At 71.0% G+C, this 17,558-nt stretch carries 12 protein-coding genes; 1 reads left to right on the top strand and 11 read right to left on the bottom strand.

Annotated features, from left to right (window positions below):
• Positions 1–19: 19 nt before the first annotated feature.
• Positions 20–2,305 (top strand): S41 family peptidase, encoded by a 2,286-nt coding sequence (locus K8625_RS44405; protein WP_223782395.1) that lies wholly within the window; start codon positions 20–22, stop codon positions 2,303–2,305.
• On the opposite strand, the gene K8625_RS08610 is transcribed toward K8625_RS44405, so the two are convergent.
• The 11 genes from K8625_RS08610 to K8625_RS08560 all read right to left on the bottom strand — a co-directional run bounded on the left by K8625_RS08610 (position 2,274) and on the right by K8625_RS08560 (position 17,519).
• Positions 2,274–4,664 (bottom strand): GAF domain-containing protein, encoded by a 2,391-nt coding sequence (locus K8625_RS08610; protein ID WP_223749250.1) that lies wholly within the window; start codon positions 4,662–4,664, stop codon positions 2,274–2,276. The genes K8625_RS44405 and K8625_RS08610 overlap by 32 nt on opposite strands.
• A gap of 177 nt (positions 4,665–4,841) precedes the next feature.
• Positions 4,842–5,777, bottom strand: a complete 936-nt coding sequence (locus tag K8625_RS08605) for an aldo/keto reductase (protein ID WP_223749249.1) — start codon at positions 5,775–5,777, stop codon at positions 4,842–4,844.
• Between the two features lie 50 nt (positions 5,778–5,827).
• Positions 5,828–6,997, bottom strand: coding sequence for an alkaline phosphatase PhoX (locus K8625_RS08600; protein ID WP_223749248.1), 1,170 nt, complete (start codon positions 6,995–6,997; stop codon positions 5,828–5,830).
• An 85-nt stretch (positions 6,998–7,082) separates the two neighbouring features.
• The gene (locus tag K8625_RS08595) at positions 7,083–7,349 is read right to left on the bottom strand and encodes a DUF5985 family protein (protein ID WP_223749247.1); all 267 of its coding nucleotides are present in this window, start codon (positions 7,347–7,349) and stop codon (positions 7,083–7,085) included.
• 15 nt (positions 7,350–7,364) lie between these two features.
• Entirely contained in the window at positions 7,365–7,625 is a 261-nt protein-coding gene (locus K8625_RS08590) for a DUF5985 family protein (RefSeq protein WP_223749246.1), read from the bottom strand.
• Positions 7,618–8,022: a hypothetical protein gene (locus K8625_RS08585; RefSeq protein ID WP_223782394.1), complete on the bottom strand. Its 405-nt coding sequence runs from the start codon at positions 8,020–8,022 to the stop codon at positions 7,618–7,620. Before K8625_RS08585 ends, K8625_RS08590 begins: the two co-directional genes overlap by 8 nt.
• A 30-nt stretch (positions 8,023–8,052) precedes the next feature.
• Positions 8,053–9,108, bottom strand: a complete 1,056-nt coding sequence (locus tag K8625_RS44140) for a two-component system response regulator (protein ID WP_305070677.1) — start codon at positions 9,106–9,108, stop codon at positions 8,053–8,055.
• Positions 9,105–9,653, bottom strand: coding sequence for a chemotaxis protein CheB (locus tag K8625_RS08575; RefSeq protein WP_223749244.1), 549 nt, complete (start codon positions 9,651–9,653; stop codon positions 9,105–9,107). The genes K8625_RS44140 and K8625_RS08575 overlap by 4 nt, the downstream gene beginning before the upstream one ends.
• On the bottom strand, positions 9,650–10,483 hold the full coding sequence (locus tag K8625_RS08570; RefSeq protein ID WP_223782393.1) for a CheR family methyltransferase: 834 nt from the start codon (positions 10,481–10,483) through the stop codon (positions 9,650–9,652). The genes K8625_RS08575 and K8625_RS08570 overlap by 4 nt, the downstream gene beginning before the upstream one ends.
• Positions 10,480–16,383 (bottom strand): HAMP domain-containing protein, encoded by a 5,904-nt coding sequence (locus K8625_RS08565; RefSeq protein WP_223782392.1) that lies wholly within the window; start codon positions 16,381–16,383, stop codon positions 10,480–10,482. Before K8625_RS08565 ends, K8625_RS08570 begins: the two co-directional genes overlap by 4 nt.
• A gap of 332 nt (positions 16,384–16,715) precedes the next feature.
• Positions 16,716–17,519: a hypothetical protein gene (locus K8625_RS08560; protein ID WP_223749241.1), complete on the bottom strand. Its 804-nt coding sequence runs from the start codon at positions 17,517–17,519 to the stop codon at positions 16,716–16,718.
• Positions 17,520–17,558: the final 39 nt, after the last annotated feature.

Below are 17,558 nucleotides of genomic sequence, written 5' to 3'. Positions count from 1 at the left end.
GGAGGTGGTTGTGGAGCACGTGAGAATCCGACGGGTGCCGAGCTGGACACTCGGTGTCGGGGTGTTGACGGTGCTGCTCGGCGCGGGGGTCGGAGCGGGCGCGGAGCCGGGTGGACCGGGTGCGAGCGTCGCGCCCGCGCTGGAGAACGCCGCGGCGCTGGGGCGCGTCTGGGGCGAGGTGAAGTACGCGCATCCGGCGCTCGCGACGGGCGCGGTCGATTGGGATGCGGCGCTCCTCGCCGCGCTGCCCGGTGCGCTCGCGGCGAGCACCCCCGAGGCGCTCGCCGCGACAGTGGGCGGCATGCTGCGCACGCTCGAGGACCCGCTCACCCGGGTCGTGCGGGATGGGCCGGTGGTGGCCACGAGCACGGCACCTGGGCCGCTGTCGCGCTGGGTGGGTGACGCGCTGGTGCTGGACCTGGACCGAACCTTCGCGAATGTCGACGCGCTGTATCCCGCGATGAGCGCGCTGGAGCCGGAGCTCGCGCGAGCTCGCCGCGTGGTCATCGACCTGCGCATGAGTGGGGATGACGCGGCCGCGTGGGCGGAGATGGCGCTCGGCTTCCTGGAGCGCTCGCTGGTGGCGGAGGAGCTGACGGCGCCCGCGGAGCGCTTCCGTGTGTACTCGGGCCATCCCGTGCAGTGGGGGCCCAGCTCCGGGGGATACAGCGCGTCCGTCGAGACGCGGCTCGCGCGGAGCTTCACGCCGGTGTCCGGGACGCCGAAGCGCTCGGTGGCGCTGCTCGTCAACGCGCGGACGCCGCTGACGCCGCTGGTGCTCGCGCTGATGTCCACGCCTCGCACGCGAGTCATCGCGCAGGGTGGGCTCGACGAGTCCTCCGCCGTGAGGACTCGCACGCTGCCGCTGCCCGGGGGATATCGCGCGGTGGTGCGCGCCTCGGAGCTCGTGTTCGCCTCCGGCGCCTCGGGACTGTCCGCGGACGTCACCGTGCCGGTGGAGGCGGACGAGGGTGACTCGGGGCCCGCGCTCCAGGACGCGCTCCAACGGGTGCGCTCGGGCACGTCGGGGACGCGGACTCGCGCGAGCGCAGCCCCATCGAGGTCCGCCTCCGCGCTCCCCATCATCAGCGCCGAGGCCATGTACGAGCACCCGGGGTATCCACCGGAACCGCATCGGCTGCTCGCCGTCATCCGGTTCTGGAACGTGATGCGCTTCTTTCATCCCGACCCGAAAGCCCTGCGGGACTGGGACGCCGTCCTGCCCACGTTCCTCGGTCAGGCTCGCGCGGCGGCGGACGCTCGCGCCTACACACAGGTCCTCTACACCCTGGCCGCGCGCGTCCACGACGGACACATCTTCGTCGCGGAGCAGGGCCAGCCGCTGCGCTCTCTCGCCGAGGCCACCGCGCCCGTCGTCCTGCGGCCCGTGCAGGGGCGCTTCATCGTGACGGAGCTGCCCGCGCCCGAGGTCACCCGCGCCGCCGGCATCCACGTGGGCGACGAGGTGGTCGCCGTGGACCAGGAGCCCGTCGCCCTGCACGCGCGGCGACTCACCTCCCTCCTCGGTGCCTCACACGACGCCGCGAGGGCCGAGCGCGTCGCCAGCCTGTTGCTCGCGGGCGCGGACGGCAAGCACGTCGAGGTCATGCTCCAGGGCTCCGACGGCCGCCTCAAGGAGTCACGCCTGCCGCGCTCACGCGACTTCCTCCCGTTCCTGCGTCCCCCACCCCGCGACGACGCCCCCTGGAAGATGCTGAGCGGCGGCATCGGCTACGTGGACCTGCGCAGGCTGCGCGCCGAGTCCGTGGACCCCATGCTCACCGCCATGAAGGACACGCGGGGCCTGGTGCTCGACCTGCGCGGCTATCCCCAGGGCAGCGCCTGGGCGCTCGCGCCGCGACTCAACACGCGCGGCGCCACGACGTCCGCGCTCATCTCCCGCCCCCGGCTCTCCGCCGGAGAGCGCCTGGAGGAGCGCTTCCCCACCCTGCTCCCACCCAACAACGGTCCCCTCTACCGAGGACACGTCATCCTCCTGGTCGACGCGCGGACGCTGAGCCAGGGCGAATACACCGCGATGATGCTGCGCGCCGCGTCCGGCGCACGCCTCGTGGGCAGCGCCACCGCGGGCGCCGTGGGTGACACCACCAACGTCTGCCTCCCCGGCGCTCTCTGCGTCCTCTTCACCGGTCAGCGCTTCGAGACACCCGACGGCCAGCCGGTCCAGGGCGTGGGCCTGCGCCCCGACGTGGAGGTCCACCCCACCCTCGAGGGCCTGCGCGCCGGACGCGACGAGGTGCTCGAGCGCGCCCTCAGCCTGCTGAACGAGGCAACAGCACGGTGAAGACGGAGCCCACGCCCTCGCGGCTCTCCACCTCGATGCTCCCGCCCATGGCCTCCACGATCTGCCGGCTGATGTAGAGCCCCAGCCCCAGCCCACCGTAGTGGCGCTCCGACACCGCGCGCTCGAAGCGGCCGAACAGGCGCGGCAGGTCGGTCTCCGAGATGCCGATGCCCTCGTCGCGCACCGACAGGCGCACCCGCGCCTCGCCCTCGGCGGAGGCGGACACCTGCACCGGCCGCCCCGCGCCGTACTTCGCCGCGTTGGTGAGCAGGTTGACCAGCACCTGGTCCAACCGCAGCGCGTCCCACCGCCCCTGCAGCGGCTCTGGAATCTCCACCCGCACCGTGCACCCGGCCACCGCGAAGACCTCCTCCATCCGGTCCACCGCGTCGCGCACCGCCTGCCCCAGGTCCACCTCCGTGGGCTCCAATGCCAGCCGCCCCAGCGAGACACGGCTCACGTCCAACAGGTGGTCCACCAGCGACGCCAGCCGCTGCACCTGCCGCATCGCCGTGGACAACCTCGGCGCCACCTTCTCGCGCGAGTCCGGCCCCAGCGCCCGGTCGATGAGCCCGTGCTGGAGCTTCAGGCTCGTCAACGGCGTCTTCAGCTCGTGGCTCGCCACGGAGAGGAACTCGTCGCGCAGCCGCACCGCCGCCTGCGCGTCCCGATACAGCGACGCGTTCTCCAGCGCCACCGCCACGCGTCGCGCCAGCTCCTCCATCATCGACACGTCCGACATGGCCAGCGGCCGCTGCGGCGGCGACGTCCCCAACGTGATGACGCCCAGCGTGCGTCCGCGCGTGCGCACCGGCACCACCAACAGCGACGCCGGCCTGAGCGCCTGCAACAGCGCCCGCTGCTCGGAGCTGTCCGACAATCGCTCGCACAGCGCCGCGTCCACGTCCGGCACGAAGCGCGGCTCTCCGGAATGGAAGCACTCGCGCGACAGCGACAGCGCGCCCTCTCCGCCGAGCGCCTGGAGCACCGACGCGTCCCGCGAGGGCTCCTGGTGCGCGGACGCCACGCACCGCAGCGTGCCATCCGGCCCCACCAGCTCCACCAGACAGCTGGACGCCACGCTGCTGGCGGCCACGCGCGCCACGTGCTCCAGCGTCCACTCCACGTCGTCCAGGTGCTCGGCCAGCGCGCGGCTCGCCTCGAGCAGGAAGAACAGCCGCTCCTCGGCCTCCTTCCCCATCTGGAGCGCGTGGTGCAACCGCTCGCCCCGCTCGCGCAGCGTGCCGTACAGCACCGCGCGCTCCAGCGCCTGCGAGCACTGCTGGGCCAGCGCCTCCAGGAACGAGCGCTCCGACGCGGTGAAGTCGCGCTGCCCCTCCCAGGCCAGCCACACGAAGCCGCGCACGCCCCGCTCCGTGAGCAGCGGCAGCACCGCGCGCGCCCCGCCCCCCAGCACCGCCACCTCGCGCCGGACGATGCCCGTCAGGGGCAACAGGTCCTCCAGGCGCGAGAACCACTGCGCCTCCCGCCGCTCGGCCGCGCGCGCCAGCACCGGCACCACCAGCGGACGCTTCCCCTCCAGCGCGGCCCTGAACTCCCGCGAATAGCCGAACGCGCCGATGAAGTGGATGAAGCCCTCGTCCGTCAGGCTCATCACCGTGCCACGCGCCGCGCCCGAGGCCTCCAGCCCGTCATGCACCAGCACCCGGGCCACGTCCTCCGCGGTGGCCGCCCGGGACAGCGCCGCCGTCACCGTCTGCAGTCGCGCGGAGAGCGCCTGGGAGACCCGGGCCTCCTCGTACAACAGCGCGTTCTCCATGGAGAGGCTCGCGCGCCGCCCCAGCTCCCGCGCCACCTCCAGGTCCTGCTCCGTGAAGCCCGCCGCCGCGTCACCGCGCAGCAGCGACATCGCCCCCAACACCCGGCCGCGCGCCACCAGCGGCAACACCATCCCCACCCGCGCGCCCAGCGCCACCTCGCGCTCCCAGGCCCGCTCCGACACGGCCTCCATCCGCGACGCGACACCGGTGCGCAGCGTCTGCGCGATGACGTCCGACATCGTCAGGTCCACCGGACGCAGGCGGAACAGCTCGTGCACCAGCGCCACCCGCCCCGGCTCCCGATGCGCCGCGGCCACGCGCTCCACGCGGCCGTCGTCCCCCAGCACGTCCACCGCGCACCAGTCCGCCAGCTCCGGCACCACCAGCTCCGCCAGCCGCCGCAACACCGTGCGCCACTCCAGCGAGGCCCCCAGCGCCTCACCCGCGCGATACAGGAAGGCCAGCCGCGCGGACTCGGAGGACGCGGGCTCGGCGCGAGGCCCTGTCGCCGCGGCGCCTCGCGGTGTCCCGGCGGTGTCGCCAGGAAGGTCGTCGAGTGGGTTCGGCTCGGCGGACATGAAGGCGACCCCGAGAGCGCGGTGAAGCCCGCAGCTAAGAGCGTCCCGACGCCCGCAACAATGCCGCCCACCTCCGCGGACGGGAGGACTGTCCAATCCCAGACCCGCCAGACGTTGAATGGCCACACCCCCCACGCCCGGGGTGTGTTTCAGGCGAAATGACTCGGGGTCTTCGACTCAAGCCGCGGTCGGGTTCCACCACACGGCGCCCTTGCCGTCGATGGCCCGGCGCGCGCGCACGCGCACGTCCTCCAGCGCCTCGGGCGTGAGCGGACGCCACGCGTGGGCCGCCGCGAGCGCCGCGTCCTGCTCGTTGGGGTGGCTCATCCCCATCAACATGACGTCCGGGTCCAACGTCAGCGTGTAGCGCACGCACTCCTCCACGCCCAGGTGCGGCAGCAGCGGCGCCTCCCGGTCCTCACGTCCACCCGAGCCCACCTTGCCCCGGGGCCGCGACTCCAGCGGCCGGCCATAGCCCTCCGTGTCGCCCAGGAGCTTGCCCGCGCCGAACGTCTTGAACGACACCACGCCCACGCCGCGCGAGCGCGCCAGCGGCAGCACGTCCTCCACGTAGCGCGCGTCCACGAAGGGCCCCAGGGGGAACATCACCACGTCACACAGCCCGGACAGCACCGCCCGGCGCAGCACCTCCGGATGATGGCTGGAGATGCCCCGGAAGCGCGCCTGTCCCGCGCGCACGCACTCGCCCAGCTGCGCCAGTCCCCCACCCGGCGCGGCGAGCGCCTCCCACGCGGACAGCTCCGACACGGCATGGAAGACGAACAGGTCCACGTGCGCGTGCCCCAGCCGCTTCAGGCTCGCCGCGACCTGGGGCCCCACCGGCGCGTCGAGCACGTCCACCTTGTCGATGAGGAACACGCCCTCGCGCCGGCCGCGCAGCGCCTCTCCCACCACCTCCTCGCTCAGGCCCTCCTCGTAGTTGGGCGCGGTGTCGATGACGTTCAGCCCCGCGTCCAGCGCGCGCGTGAGCGTGGCGACGAGCACCTCGCGGGGCGTCGAGCGGTCGGCGATGTCACCGATGCCCACCGCCGTGGCGACGAAGCCGGTGCGGCCCAGCGCGCGGCGGGGCGAGAAGGAAGGGAGCGTGGACATGACCCCGTATCTGCAAGAGCCCTCCCGCGTCGTCAAGCCGCGCGCCGGCTTCAGCGGAAGGGACCGGACACCTCGAACGTGACACCGGCGTTGATGGAGTTCGAGGTGCCGCGCTGCGAGCTGAAGTACAGCCGCCGCCCATCCGGGCTGAAGGCCGGCCCGGTGAGCTCCGAGCCCGAGTGTCCCCTCAGCCGGAGGAACGACGACACCACGCGCTGGGGTCCCGGGGTGATGAGACACAGGTCCATGGTGCCGCCGTCCTCGGCGACGAACAGGTCCCCCGAGCGCGACACCACCACGTTGTCCACGCCCGTCAGCGGCGCGAGCGGCAGGAGCGACGCCGCGTAGATGACCTCCAGCCTCCCCGTCGCCGGCGTGTGCGCCCACACGCGGTTGTCTCCCTTGGTGGTGAAGTAGACGGTGCCGCCGTCGTACCAGCAGCCCTCGCCGCCCTCGAACACCGTCGTGCGCGCCGCGACGTCCGGCTGACGCGACACGGACTTCTCCGGCGAGCACCGCACCCACGACAGCCGGGCCTCACCCGCCAGCGCGTCGCCCGACACCTTCGCGGCCTCCAGCGTGCCCTCCGACAATCGGGGCCACACGGACGGCGTGAAGCGGTACAGCCGCCCCTCGGGCTGGTCCTCCGTCAGGTACAGCCGCTGGCCCACCGGGTCCACCGCCACCGCCTCGTGCGGGAACGCGCCGAGCGCCGGCCGCTCCACGCCCTGCGACGGCCTCGCCGGGTTGCACTCCCACACCCAACCCGTCGGGTGCTCCTCGCACGACAGCCACGTGCCCCACGGCGTGGGCCCGCCCGCGCAGTTCAGCCGCGTGCCCGCGAGGATTCGATAGGCCGCCAGCACCCGGCCGCCCGCGTCGAAGCGCACCGCGCTCGCGCCGCCGGAGATGGCCTCGCTGTTGGACACATAGACGTAGCCACCCTCCGGCCGCGCGAAGCAGGCCCCCCCGTCCGGCGCCGGATGCCAGACGTAACCGGTGGGCCCCACCGGTTGTCCCGAGCGCGCCACGATGCGGGAGGTGAAGCCCGCCGGCAGCCTCAGGCCGTTGGCGTCGGGCGAGCCGGAGATGGCGCCGTAGGGACCGGGGCCCGCCTGGGCCGGGGCCGCGTAGGCGGCCTTCCAGAACCCGGGGCCGAAGGCGAGCGCGCTCCCCCCGAGCGCGGAGAGACGAAGGAAGTCGCGACGACCGAGCCGCATGCGTGGTTCTCCTGTACCGGGAAGGAGAACCACCCGCGCGCCGCCCCACCACTGAACGCGGAGGACGGGTGCGCGTCAGGACACATCAGCCGCGTCGACTCTCGCGATTCTTGTCCCAGATGGCGTAGAGGATGATGAGGAAGGCGACAAGCCGGGCCACGTAGATGTAGTAGCGCCGCTCGTCCTGCACGTCGATGAGCGCGGCCACCACCGAGTTCACCCCGAGCACCGCGAACGACAGCGCGAAGAAGGCGAACAGCCGGTCGTGCGACTGCTTCCAGAAGCGCAGGAAGAACAGCGCGCAGGCCAGCCACGCCATCGCCACCGCGCCATTGAGCATGGAGTGGAACATGGGGGGTTCCTCTCGCTACGAGCCGTCCCAGATGAGGCCGTACAGCAGGACGGAGACGCTGGCCAGGGTGGTGAGCTGGCGGGGCAGGTACAAATCAATCGTCGTCGGCAGGACCACCAGGTCCACGAACAACAGGACGTTGTTGACCGCCATGCCCACGAAGCACAGCCCGCTCCACAGCAGGAGCCGTGACTGGCTGCGCTTCCATGCGCGCAGGAGCAGCACCGCGCACGCCATGCTCGTCAAGGCACAGAGGATGTAGACCGCTTCAGCCATGGTCGCCGTCCTTGTCCTTCTTCAGCACGAAGGCCTCCGCGAAGCCCCGGACCTTGTCCAGGGGCCGGGAGAAGATGAAGGAGATGACACTCACCCGGCGCGCACCGTACACCGCCGCCAGCTCCGTGACGGCCTGCACGTCCTCCGAGCTCGCCGGACTGAAGCGATAGACGGGCACACGTCCGCCGTCGCTCACCAGCAGGCTCCTCGCGGTGAGGTCCGCCAGCCTCGCGGCGGCGGAAGGTTCTGTGATGCGCAGCTCCAGGCTCACCGATGACGCGGTCCACTCCCGCCCCGGCTGGGCTCGAAGCAGGAGGAGCACCTCCAGCTTCTCCAGGGAGTCGATGTGCGTCGTGATGAAGCGCTGGACCCGCGGCGGAAGTCCGGCGTCGCTCACAGGGCCACCATGCCCACGTTATTTTGTGCGTCAACCTTTTCTCGCAACAGGATGTTCAGGTTCCGGCGCGGACGTGTCCCTCGCCCGCTCGCCCTGCCTCACGGGAAGCGGGCCCTCCATGTCCTCCCGTCCCGGGTGGGCGGGCGCAAGCTGCCTGAGTCCTTCCACAAGCTGCACCGTGGCGCTCGGCGCCGCCACGTCCAGCAGGGCGAGCAGCACCGTCTCCGGACGGCCATGCATCCGGGGCAGCCAGGTACTGAAGGCGCGCACCGAGCCTTGTTGGCCACCCCACTCCCAATCCACATGGAAGCCCTGGAGGGCCTCACCGCGGGCCGCGCGCATGAGGGGCTGCTCGTCGGTGGAGAGCACCTGGCCTTGCGGGCCCCGCACGACGAGGCCCTCGTGGAGGCCCTGGGCCTCGCGGTACGCGAGCCCTCCGCCAGCGAGCCCCTGGGCCGCGCGGTTGGCCAGCAGGGTGTGGCCCGTGCCGGGCTCCACCAGGGCGAGCGGCGTGGGGAGCGCCGCGAGCACGGCCTCCAGCCAGCGCTGCTGGTTGCGGTGCGTCTCCATCTCCCGGCGCAGCAGCTCCTCGCGGGCGCGGGCGCGCTCGGCGTCCACGCGGCGCTGGGCCTCGGCCAGCTCGTTCTCGTGCTCGCGCCGCTCGGTCTGCCGCAGCACCTCCGCCTGACGCTTCACCAGCTCCGTCTTGCGGTAGAGGTCCGCGAACACGCTCACCTTGGAGCGGAGGATCTCCGGCTCGTAGGGCTTGAGCAGGTAGTCCACCGCGCCCACGGCGTAGGCGCGCAGCTCCGGCAGCTGGCCGCGCGACAGGGCGGTGAGGAAGAGCAGCGGGGTGTGGCGGCTGCGCTCGCGCTCGCGGATGAGGCTCGCCGTCTCGAAGCCGTCCATGCCCGGCATCACGACGTCCAGGAGGATGGCGGCGAAGTCCTGGGAGAGCAGGTGGCGCAGCGCCTCGCGGCCGCTGCGCGCGGTGACGAGCTGGAGCCCCAGCGGCGCGAGCGTCGCCTCCAGCGCGAGCAGCCCCTCGGGCTGGTCGTCGACCAGGAGGACGGACACGGGGCTCATGGCTGCACCCTGCCGCGCGACACGTAGGCCAGTCGCGCGAGCCAACCTCCCACGTCCCCGAGTGACAAGCGCTCGACCTCCGCGTCGAACAGCTCCACGTCCTCGCCGCCCACCAGCGCCACGCGCCCGCCGCGCGCCTGGAGCAGGCCCAGCCCCGTGAGGCCGTCGTCATGGCCGCCGAAGAGCAGCCCCGCCGCGGCGGCGCCGTGGCTGTCCGCCGCGGACTCGAAGAGCGCGTCGATGGCGGGACGACAGCCGTGCTCGGGAGGCTCCACCGACAGCGACACCGAGCCCCGGTCCACCAGCAGGTGGTAGCCCCACGGCGCCAGGTACACGCGGCCGGGCACCAGGTCGTCCTTGTCGTCCGGCTCCACCACCGGCAGCGCGCAGCGGCGGCCCAGGGGCTCCACCAGCCGGTCGTGCGGCCCCCGGTGCAGCGCCACGACGACGGGCGCCGGCAGGTGCGCCGGCAACACGGACAGCAGCGTCTCCAGGTCCGCCGCGGCGCCACGCGGCGCGCCCACCACCAGCAACCCCACGCTCATGACACCCTCCGGAAGATGCGGCCACTGCCCTCCAGCTCCTCGAAGGCCTGGGCGTGGGGCGTGCGCGACAGCGACTCCTTGCGCCCCAGGCACAAGAAGCCGAAGCGGGCCAGGCTCTCGTACAGCCGCGAGTGCACGCGGTTGTGCAGCGCGCGGTTGAAGGACAGCAGCGTGTCCCGGCACACGATGACATGGAACTCGTTGAACGAGCCGTCGATGGCCAGGTTGTGCTGGGTGAAGAAGATGCCGTCGCGCAGCTTCGGGTGGAGCAGCGCCCAGTTGCCGTCGCGCGTGTAGTGGTCCGACAGCGAGCCCTTGCCGCCCGACTCCGCGTGGCGGCGCGCGCAGTCCTCGCCGGGCAGGGGCACCACGCCGGTGCGCGCGTCCGCGAGCAGCCCCTCGCTCGCGTCGGATGCGTACAGCCGGCACCGCCCCCACAGCCCCTCCTCGTGCAGGAGGATGGCCAGCGAGTAGGTGTCCTCGCCCGTGCCGCAGCCCGCGTGCCACACGCGCACCGACGGCCAGGTGCGCAGCACGGGGACGACGCGCGCGCGGAAGTCGCGGAAGAAGGCCGCGTCCGAGAAGAGCGTGGGCGGTGTGCACGACAGCGCGCGCAGGAGCCCCTCCAGCGCGTCGCTGTCGTGGAGCACGCGGGCCTGGAGCGCGGAGAAGGACTCCAGGCGCTCCTCGCGCAGGTGACGCCGCAGCCGCCGCAGCAACTGCGGACGCGAGTGGCTGCGCAGGTCGAAGCCCCAGTGGCGGGCCACGCCCTCCAGCAGGAGCTCCGCCTCCAGCGTCTCCAGCGCCGAGGACTGGGCCCCGGCGCTCACCCGGAGACCTCCGTGCGCGGGCCCTTGGCCTGAGCACCCCGGGGCGCGTGCAGCCACACGCGCAGGAGGCTGAGCAGCTTCTCGATGTCCACCGGCTTGGTGATGTAGTCGGACGCGCCCGCCTCCAGGCACTTCTCGCGGTCACCCTTCATCGCCTTCGCGGTGAGGGCCAGGATGGGCAGGTGCGAGACGCGCTCCATGCGGCGGATGGCGCGCATGGCCTGGTAGCCGTCCATCTCCGGCATCATCACGTCCATCAGCACCAGCTCGATGTCCTCGTCCGTCTCCAGCTGCGCCAGGCCCTCGCGCGCGCTCTCCGCGAAGGCCACCTTCATGCCGTAGCGCTCCAGCACGGTGTTGAGGGCGAAGATGTTGCGCACGTCGTCGTCCACCACCAGCACCTTGCGGTTGACGAGCAGCGGGTCCCGCTCGCGCGCCTTCTCCAGCATGCGGCGCTTGGTCTCCGACAGCGTGGCGGGTGAGCGGTGCAGGAACAGGCTCGTCTCTTCCAGCAGGCGCTCGGGGCTCTGCGCGTCCTTGACGACGATGGCCTCCGCCACCCGGCGCAGCTCCGTCTCCTGCGCGCGCGACAGCTCGCGGCCGGTGTAGACGATGATGGGCGGCCCGCCGGCCCCATGCGCCTCGCGCACGCGGCGGATGAGCTCCGTGCCGGGCAGGTCCGGCAGGCCCAGGTCCAGCACCATGCAGTCGAAGCGGCGCTCCGCCAGCGCGGCCAGCGCGGCCGCCGCGGTGCCCACCGCCATCGTCTGCACGTCGTCGCTGCCCAGCAGCTCCTGGAGCGACTGGCGGTGCACGGCGTCGTCCTCGACGATGAGCAGCCCCCGGCCCTTGCGCTCCACGAAGTCGCGCAGGGAGGCCAGCGCCGCCACCGCCGCGGCCGGGTCCGCCGCCGCGCGCAGGTGGCCGATGGCGCCCAGGTTGAGCGAGCGCTCGCGGTGGTCGTCATCCGACACGGTGTAGACCGGGAGCGCGCGCGTGCTGGCGTCGTGCTTGAGCCGGTCCAGCACCACCCAGCCCGCCATCTCCGGCAGGTCCAGATCCACCGCCACGGCCACGGGCCGCGAGTCGCGCACCACGTCCAGCGCGCCCTCCACCTCCGTGGAGACGAGCACCTTGAAGCCCGCGCCCTGCGCCGCCGCGCGCAGCCGCGCCGCGTGGTCCGGCGCGTGCGTCACCGCCAGGAGCACCTTGTCCCCGGGCTGGATGGTGGCGCGGTCATCATCGATGGACAGCGTGACGAGCCCCGTGGGCGCCGCGGACGACTCCTCCAGGTGCAGGGGCGGCGGCAGCATGGCGACGGACTGGGCCAGCACGCTGGACACCAGGCGGTTGTCCACGCCGGGCCGCTCCGCCATGAAGTCCAGGGGCAGGTAGAGGGTGAAGATGCTGCCCTGGCCCGGCTCGCTCTCCAGCCGGATTTCGCCGCCGAGCAGGCGCGCGATTTCGCGGCTGATGGACAGGCCCAGGCCGGTGCCGCCGTACTTGCGCGCGGTGGAGCCGTCCGCCTGCTGGAAGGCCTCGAAGATGATGTGGTGCTTGTCCTTGGGGATGCCGATGCCCGTGTCGCGCACGGAGAAGGCCACCACCGAGGGCGCGCTGGAGAGCACCGGGTGGTCCGGCGTCCAGCCGTTCCTCGCCATGCCGATGCGCAGCGACACCGAGCCGGACTCGGTGAACTTGAAGGCGTTGGACAGCAGGTTCTTGAGCACCTGCTGCAGCCGCTTCGCGTCCGTCTCCACCTCGCCCGCCATGCCCGGCGACAGGTCGATGTCGAACTGGAGGCCCTTCTTGTCCGCCACCTGGCGGAAGGTGCGGTCCACGAACTCGCGCAGGTCGCTGAAGCGCAGCGGGCCCACGTCCACCGTCATGGTGCCGGACTCGATCTTGGACAGGTCGAGGATGTCGTTGATGAGCTCCAGGAGGTCCGCGCCCGAGGCGTGGATGGTCTTGGCGAACTCCACCTGACGTCCGGTGAGGTTGCCCTCCACGTTGTCGCTGAGCGTCTGGCTGAGGATGAGCAGCGAGTTGAGCGGCGTGCGCAGCTCGTGGCTCATGTTGGCGAGGAACTCGGACTTGTACTTGGAGGTGAGGCTCAGCTGCTCGGCCTTCTCCTCCAGCGCGCGCTTGGCCTGCTCGACCTCGCCGTTCTTGCGCTCGACCTCCGTCTTCTGCTCGGAGAGCAGCTTCGCCTTCTCCTGCAGCTCCTCGTTGGTGCGGCGCAGCTCCTCCTGCTGACGCTTGAGCAGCTCCTCGGACTGCTGGAGCGAGGTGGCCTGCTGCTCCAGGCGCTTGTTCGTCTCCGTCAGCTCCTCCTGCTGCTTGCGCAGCTCGTCCGTGAGCGCCTGGGACTGCTTGAGCAGCGCCTCGGTGCGCATGTTGGCGGCAATCGTGTTGAGCACGATGCCGATGGACTCGGTGAGCTGCGCGAGGAAGCCCAGGTGCACCTCGCTGAAGCGGTGGAACGAGGCCAGCTCGATGACGGCCTTGATTTCCCCCTCGAAGAGCACCGGCAGCACGACGATGTTGCGCGGCACCTCCTCACCGAGCCCGGAGGAGATGCGGATGTACGTGTCCGGCACGTCCGACAGGAGGATGGGCTCCTTCTCCAGCGCGCACTGGCCCACCAGGCCCTCGCCCAGCTTGAAGGTGTTGGAGAGGCCCTTGCGCTCCCGGTACGCGTAGGACGCGAGCAGCTTGAGGATCTGCTCCCCGGCCTCGGCGCGCTCGGAGATGTAGAAGACGCCGTGCTGCGCGTCCACCAGCGGCGCCAGCTCCGACAGGATGACCTTGGAGACGGTGAGCAAATCCCGCTGTCCCTGGAGGACGCGGGTGAACTTGGCCAGGTTGGTCTTGAGCCAGTCCTGTTCCGTGTTCTTGCGCGTGGTGTCCTTCAGGTTGCGGATCATCTCGTTGATGTTGTCCTTGAGGGCGGCCACTTCGCCCTGCGCGGACACCGTGATGAAGCGCGTGAGGTCACCCTTGGTCACCGCCGTGGCCACCTCGGCGATGGCGCGCACCTGCGTCGTCAGGTTCGCGGCGAGCTGGTTCACGTTGTCGGTGAGGTCGCGCCAGATGCCGGCCGTGCCGGGCACGCGCGCCTGTCCACCCAGCTTCCCTTCGATTCCCACCTCGCGGGCCACCGTGGTCACCTGGTCGGCGAACACCGCCAGCGTGTCGATCATCCCGTTGATGGTGTCCGCCAGCTCGGCGATTTCACCCTTCGCGTCCACGACGAGCTTGCGCTTCAGGTCGCCGTTGGCCACCGCCGTCACCACCTTGGCGATGCCGCGCACCTGCGTCGTCAGGTTGGAGGCCATGGAGTTCACGTTGTCCGTGAGGTCCTTCCACGTGCCGGCCACCCCCTTCACCTCCGCCTGACCGCCCAGCTTTCCTTCCGTGCCGACTTCACGAGCGACGCGCGTCACCTCGGAGGCGAAGGACGACAGCTGGTCCACCATCGTGTTGATGGTGTTCTTCAGCTCCAGGATTTCACCCTGCACGTCCACGGTGATCTTCTTCGACAAATCACCGCGCGCCACGGCCGTGGTGACTTCGGCGATGTTTCGCACCTGCGACGTCAGGTTCGACGCCATCGAGTTCACGTTGTCCGTGAGGTCCTTCCACGTGCCGGCGACGCCCTTCACCACGGCCTGTCCGCCGAGCTTGCCCTCCGTGCCGACCTCGCGCGCGACGCGGGTCACCTCGGACGCGAACGAGTTGAGCTGGTCCACCATCGTGTTGATGGTGTTCTTCAGCTCCAGGATCTCGCCGCGCACGTCCACCGTGATTTTCTTGGACAGGTCACCGTTGGCGACGGCGGTGGTCACCTCGGCGATGTTGCGCACCTGCGCGGTGAGGTTGGAGGCCATGGAGTTCACGTTGTCCGTGAGGTCCTTCCACGTGCCGCCCACGCCCTTCACGACGGCCTGACCGCCGAGCTTTCCTTCCGTCCCCACTTCACGGGCGACGCGGGTCACCTCGGACGCGAACGAGTTGAGCTGGTCCACCATCGTGTTGATGGTGTTCTTGAGCTCCAGAATCTCGCCACGCACGTCCACGGTGATCTTCTTGGACAGGTCACCGCGCGCCACCGCCATCGTCACCTCGGCGATGTTGCGCACCTGGGACGTCAGGTTGGAGGCCATGGAGTTCACGTTGTCCGTGAGGTCCTTCCACGTGCCACCCACGCCGCGCACCACGGCCTGACCGCCGAGCTTTCCTTCCGTGCCGACCTCCTTCGCGACGCGCGTCACCTCGGAGGCGAAGGACGACAGCTGGTCCACCATCGTGTTGATGGTGTTCTTCAGCTCCAGCACCTCGCCGCGTGCATCGACGGTGATCTTCTTCGACAGGTCACCCTTGGCCACCGCCGTCGTCACGTCGGCGATGTTGCGCACCTGCGCGGTGAGGTTGGAGGCCATGGAGTTCACGTTGTCCGTGAGGTCCTTCCACGTGCCACCCACGCCGCGCACCACGGCCTGGCCGCCCAGCTTGCCCTCGGTGCCGACCTCGCGCGCCACGCGCGTCACCTCGGACGCGAACGAGTTGAGCTGGTCCACCATCGTGTTGATGGTGTTCTTCAGCTCCAGGATTTCACCCTGCACGTCCACGGTGATCTTCTTCGACAGGTCTCCGTTGGCCACCGCCGTGGTCACCTCGGCGATGTTGCGCACCTGCGACGTCAGGTTCGACGCCATCGAGTTCACGTTGTCCGTGAGGTCCTTCCACGTGCCGGCGACGCCCTTCACCACGGCCTGTCCGCCGAGCTTGCCCTCCGTGCCGACCTCGCGCGCGACGCGGGTCACCTCGGACGCGAACGAGTTGAGCTGGTCCACCATCGTGTTGATGGTGTTCTTCAGCTCCAGGATCTCGCCGCGCACGTCCACGGTGATCTTCTTCGACAGGTCTCCATTGGCGACGGCCGTCGTCACCTCGGCGATGTTGCGCACCTGGGACGTGAGGTTGGAGGCCATGGAGTTCACGTTGTCCGTGAGGTCCTTCCACGTGCCGCCCACGCCCTTCACCACGGCCTGACCGCCCAGCTTTCCCTCCGTACCCACCTCACGCGCCACGCGCGTCACTTCCGAGGCGAAGGACGACAGCTGGTCCACCATCGTGTTGATGGTGTTCTTCAGCTCGAGAATCTCACCGCGCACGTCCACGGTGATCTTCTTGGACAGGTCGCCCTTGGCGACGGCCGTCGTCACCTCGGCGATGTTGCGCACCTGCGACGTCAGGTTCGACGCCATCGAGTTCACGTTGTCCGTGAGGTCCTTCCACGTGCCGGCGACGCCCTTCACGCGGGCCTGGCCGCCCAGCTTTCCCTCGGTACCCACCTCGCGCGCCACGCGCGTCACCTCGGAGGCGAAGGCGCCGAGCTGCTCCACCATGCCGTTCACCAGCCGGGCGGTGCGGAAGAACTCGCCCTTCAGCGGCCGGCCGTCCACCTCCAGCGCCACCGTCTGGGACAGGTCGCCCTTGGCCACCGCGCCGATGACGCGGCCCATCTCCGTCGTCGGCTGCGCCAGGTCCGCCACCAGTGTGTTCACCGACTCCACGCAGTCGGCCCAGGAGCCCACCGCGCTCACCACGTGCGCGCGCTGGGTGATGCGGCCCTCCTTGCCCACCACGTTGCCGATGCGCTCGAACTCGTGCGCCATGCGCTCGTTGAGCTCGATGATTTCGTTCAGCGAGTCCGCGACCTTGCCCGCGTTGCCCACCTTGTCCACGGGCATGCGCACGGAGAAGTCACCCTTGCGCACCGCCGTCAGCACGCGCAAGAGCTGCCGCGAGTCCAACGCATCCGAGTCGTCCTCCACGGAGCGCTGCGGTGGCACCACCGCGCGAGCGCGACGCGAGACAACCTTCTTCACAGTCATGGAGAGCCCCTGCACGTCCCTGGGATGGGCGCGGCCACTGCGTTGTCCCGCGACTCCCCCGCCCCCGACAGCCCCCTCGGGAGGGCACAGTGCCCACCACCGGACACTCGCCCGCGACTTCGTGCGCCAGCCAACATTGACCCAGGGGAGGTCCGCCACGGCGCGTGAAGTCGGACACGCGGGCCGAGCCTGCCCGCTCGCCCGGGAGGAAGGCGCGCCCGGCGGTTCCCGGGCGCGCCCCGCGCCCTTCCAGGAGCGCCTGGACTCACGCCGGCACGGCCTCGGGCCCTGTCGCCCGAGGCCGCCCGAAGCGCCAGCGTGCGAGCCCCGCGTCAGAAGCAGCGCGCGCGAGCGGCGACACCGGTCTGGTTCGAGGAGCCGCTCAGGTACCAGTAACCGGAGTCGTTGTAGATGCGCACGTACTCACCGCTCCCCTCGAACTTGCCGCGCACGAACGTGAGGCCGCAAGCGCGCGTCGAGGGCGTCGCCATGAGGTAGGACGCGGGCGAGCCCTGGTACCAGGCGACTTCATTCGTATACGCGGGGTCGGTGCCGGACGGCGAGACGTCGATGCACCGCGCGCGGGCGCGCACGCTGCTCTGGCTGGAGTTGCCGTTCAGGTACCAGCTCCCGCCGCTGACGTAGGCGTGGACCCACTCTCCGGTGCCGTTGAACTTGCCGGCGATGCCCACCAGGTAGCAGACGCGGTTGGTCGCGGTGCCCATGTAGACGGGGTACGCCATCGACTGCGTCCACTGGTACTCGGTGGTGTCACCCTCGGCCTCCACGCACCGGGCCGCGCCGTGGATGCCCGTCTGCTGCGAGGCGCCGCCCAGGTACCAGGAGCCGCCCGACTGGAAGATGTCCACGCGCTCGCCACCTCCCTGGAGGTCGCCGCCCACGCGCGTGAGGAAGCACGAGCGCCCGTCCGTGCCTCCCATCGGCTTGGCGAGGTTGCCCTGGGACCAGGTGAACTCGTTGCTCGCCACCAGCGCGGCGGACGTGCTGGCCAGTGACTCGGCGCCGGGCGTGGACGCGCCGTTCTGCCCAGGCGCCTCGGTCAGGTCCTCGGGGCCGCAGCCCCACAGCACGGCGGGAATCGTGAGCATGACCAGGGTATGACGCAGCTTCGACATGAGGGTGTCTTTCTCGGTGATGGGTTGGAGCGCGCGTTC

Source organism: Myxococcus sp. AS-1-15, from assembly GCF_020037055.1.
GTDB lineage: Bacteria > Myxococcota > Myxococcia > Myxococcales > Myxococcaceae > Myxococcus > Myxococcus fulvus.
The sequence above is the reverse complement of the archived record's forward strand: the minus strand, read 5'-3'. Positions and strand labels throughout refer to the sequence as shown.

Excerpts from the sequence above, each read along its gene's own strand:
- K8625_RS08595 (WP_223749247.1), bottom strand. The coding sequence starts at position 7,349 with ATGTTCCACTCCATGCTCAATGGCGCGGTGGCGATGGCGTGGCTGGCC.
- K8625_RS08560 (WP_223749241.1), bottom strand. The coding sequence starts at position 17,519 with ATGTCGAAGCTGCGTCATACCCTGGTCATGCTCACGATTCCCGCCGTG.
- K8625_RS44140 (WP_305070677.1), bottom strand. The coding sequence starts at position 9,108 with ATGAGCCCCGTGTCCGTCCTCCTGGTCGACGACCAGCCCGAGGGGCTG.
- K8625_RS08590 (WP_223749246.1), bottom strand. The coding sequence starts at position 7,625 with ATGGCTGAAGCGGTCTACATCCTCTGTGCCTTGACGAGCATGGCGTGC.
- K8625_RS08565 (WP_223782392.1), bottom strand. The coding sequence starts at position 16,383 with ATGACTGTGAAGAAGGTTGTCTCGCGTCGCGCTCGCGCGGTGGTGCCA.
- K8625_RS08575 (WP_223749244.1), bottom strand. The coding sequence starts at position 9,653 with ATGAGCGTGGGGTTGCTGGTGGTGGGCGCGCCGCGTGGCGCCGCGGCG.
- K8625_RS08605 (WP_223749249.1), bottom strand. The coding sequence starts at position 5,777 with ATGTCCACGCTCCCTTCCTTCTCGCCCCGCCGCGCGCTGGGCCGCACC.
- K8625_RS08610 (WP_223749250.1), bottom strand. The coding sequence starts at position 4,664 with ATGTCCGCCGAGCCGAACCCACTCGACGACCTTCCTGGCGACACCGCC.
- K8625_RS08600 (WP_223749248.1), bottom strand. The coding sequence starts at position 6,997 with ATGCGGCTCGGTCGTCGCGACTTCCTTCGTCTCTCCGCGCTCGGGGGG.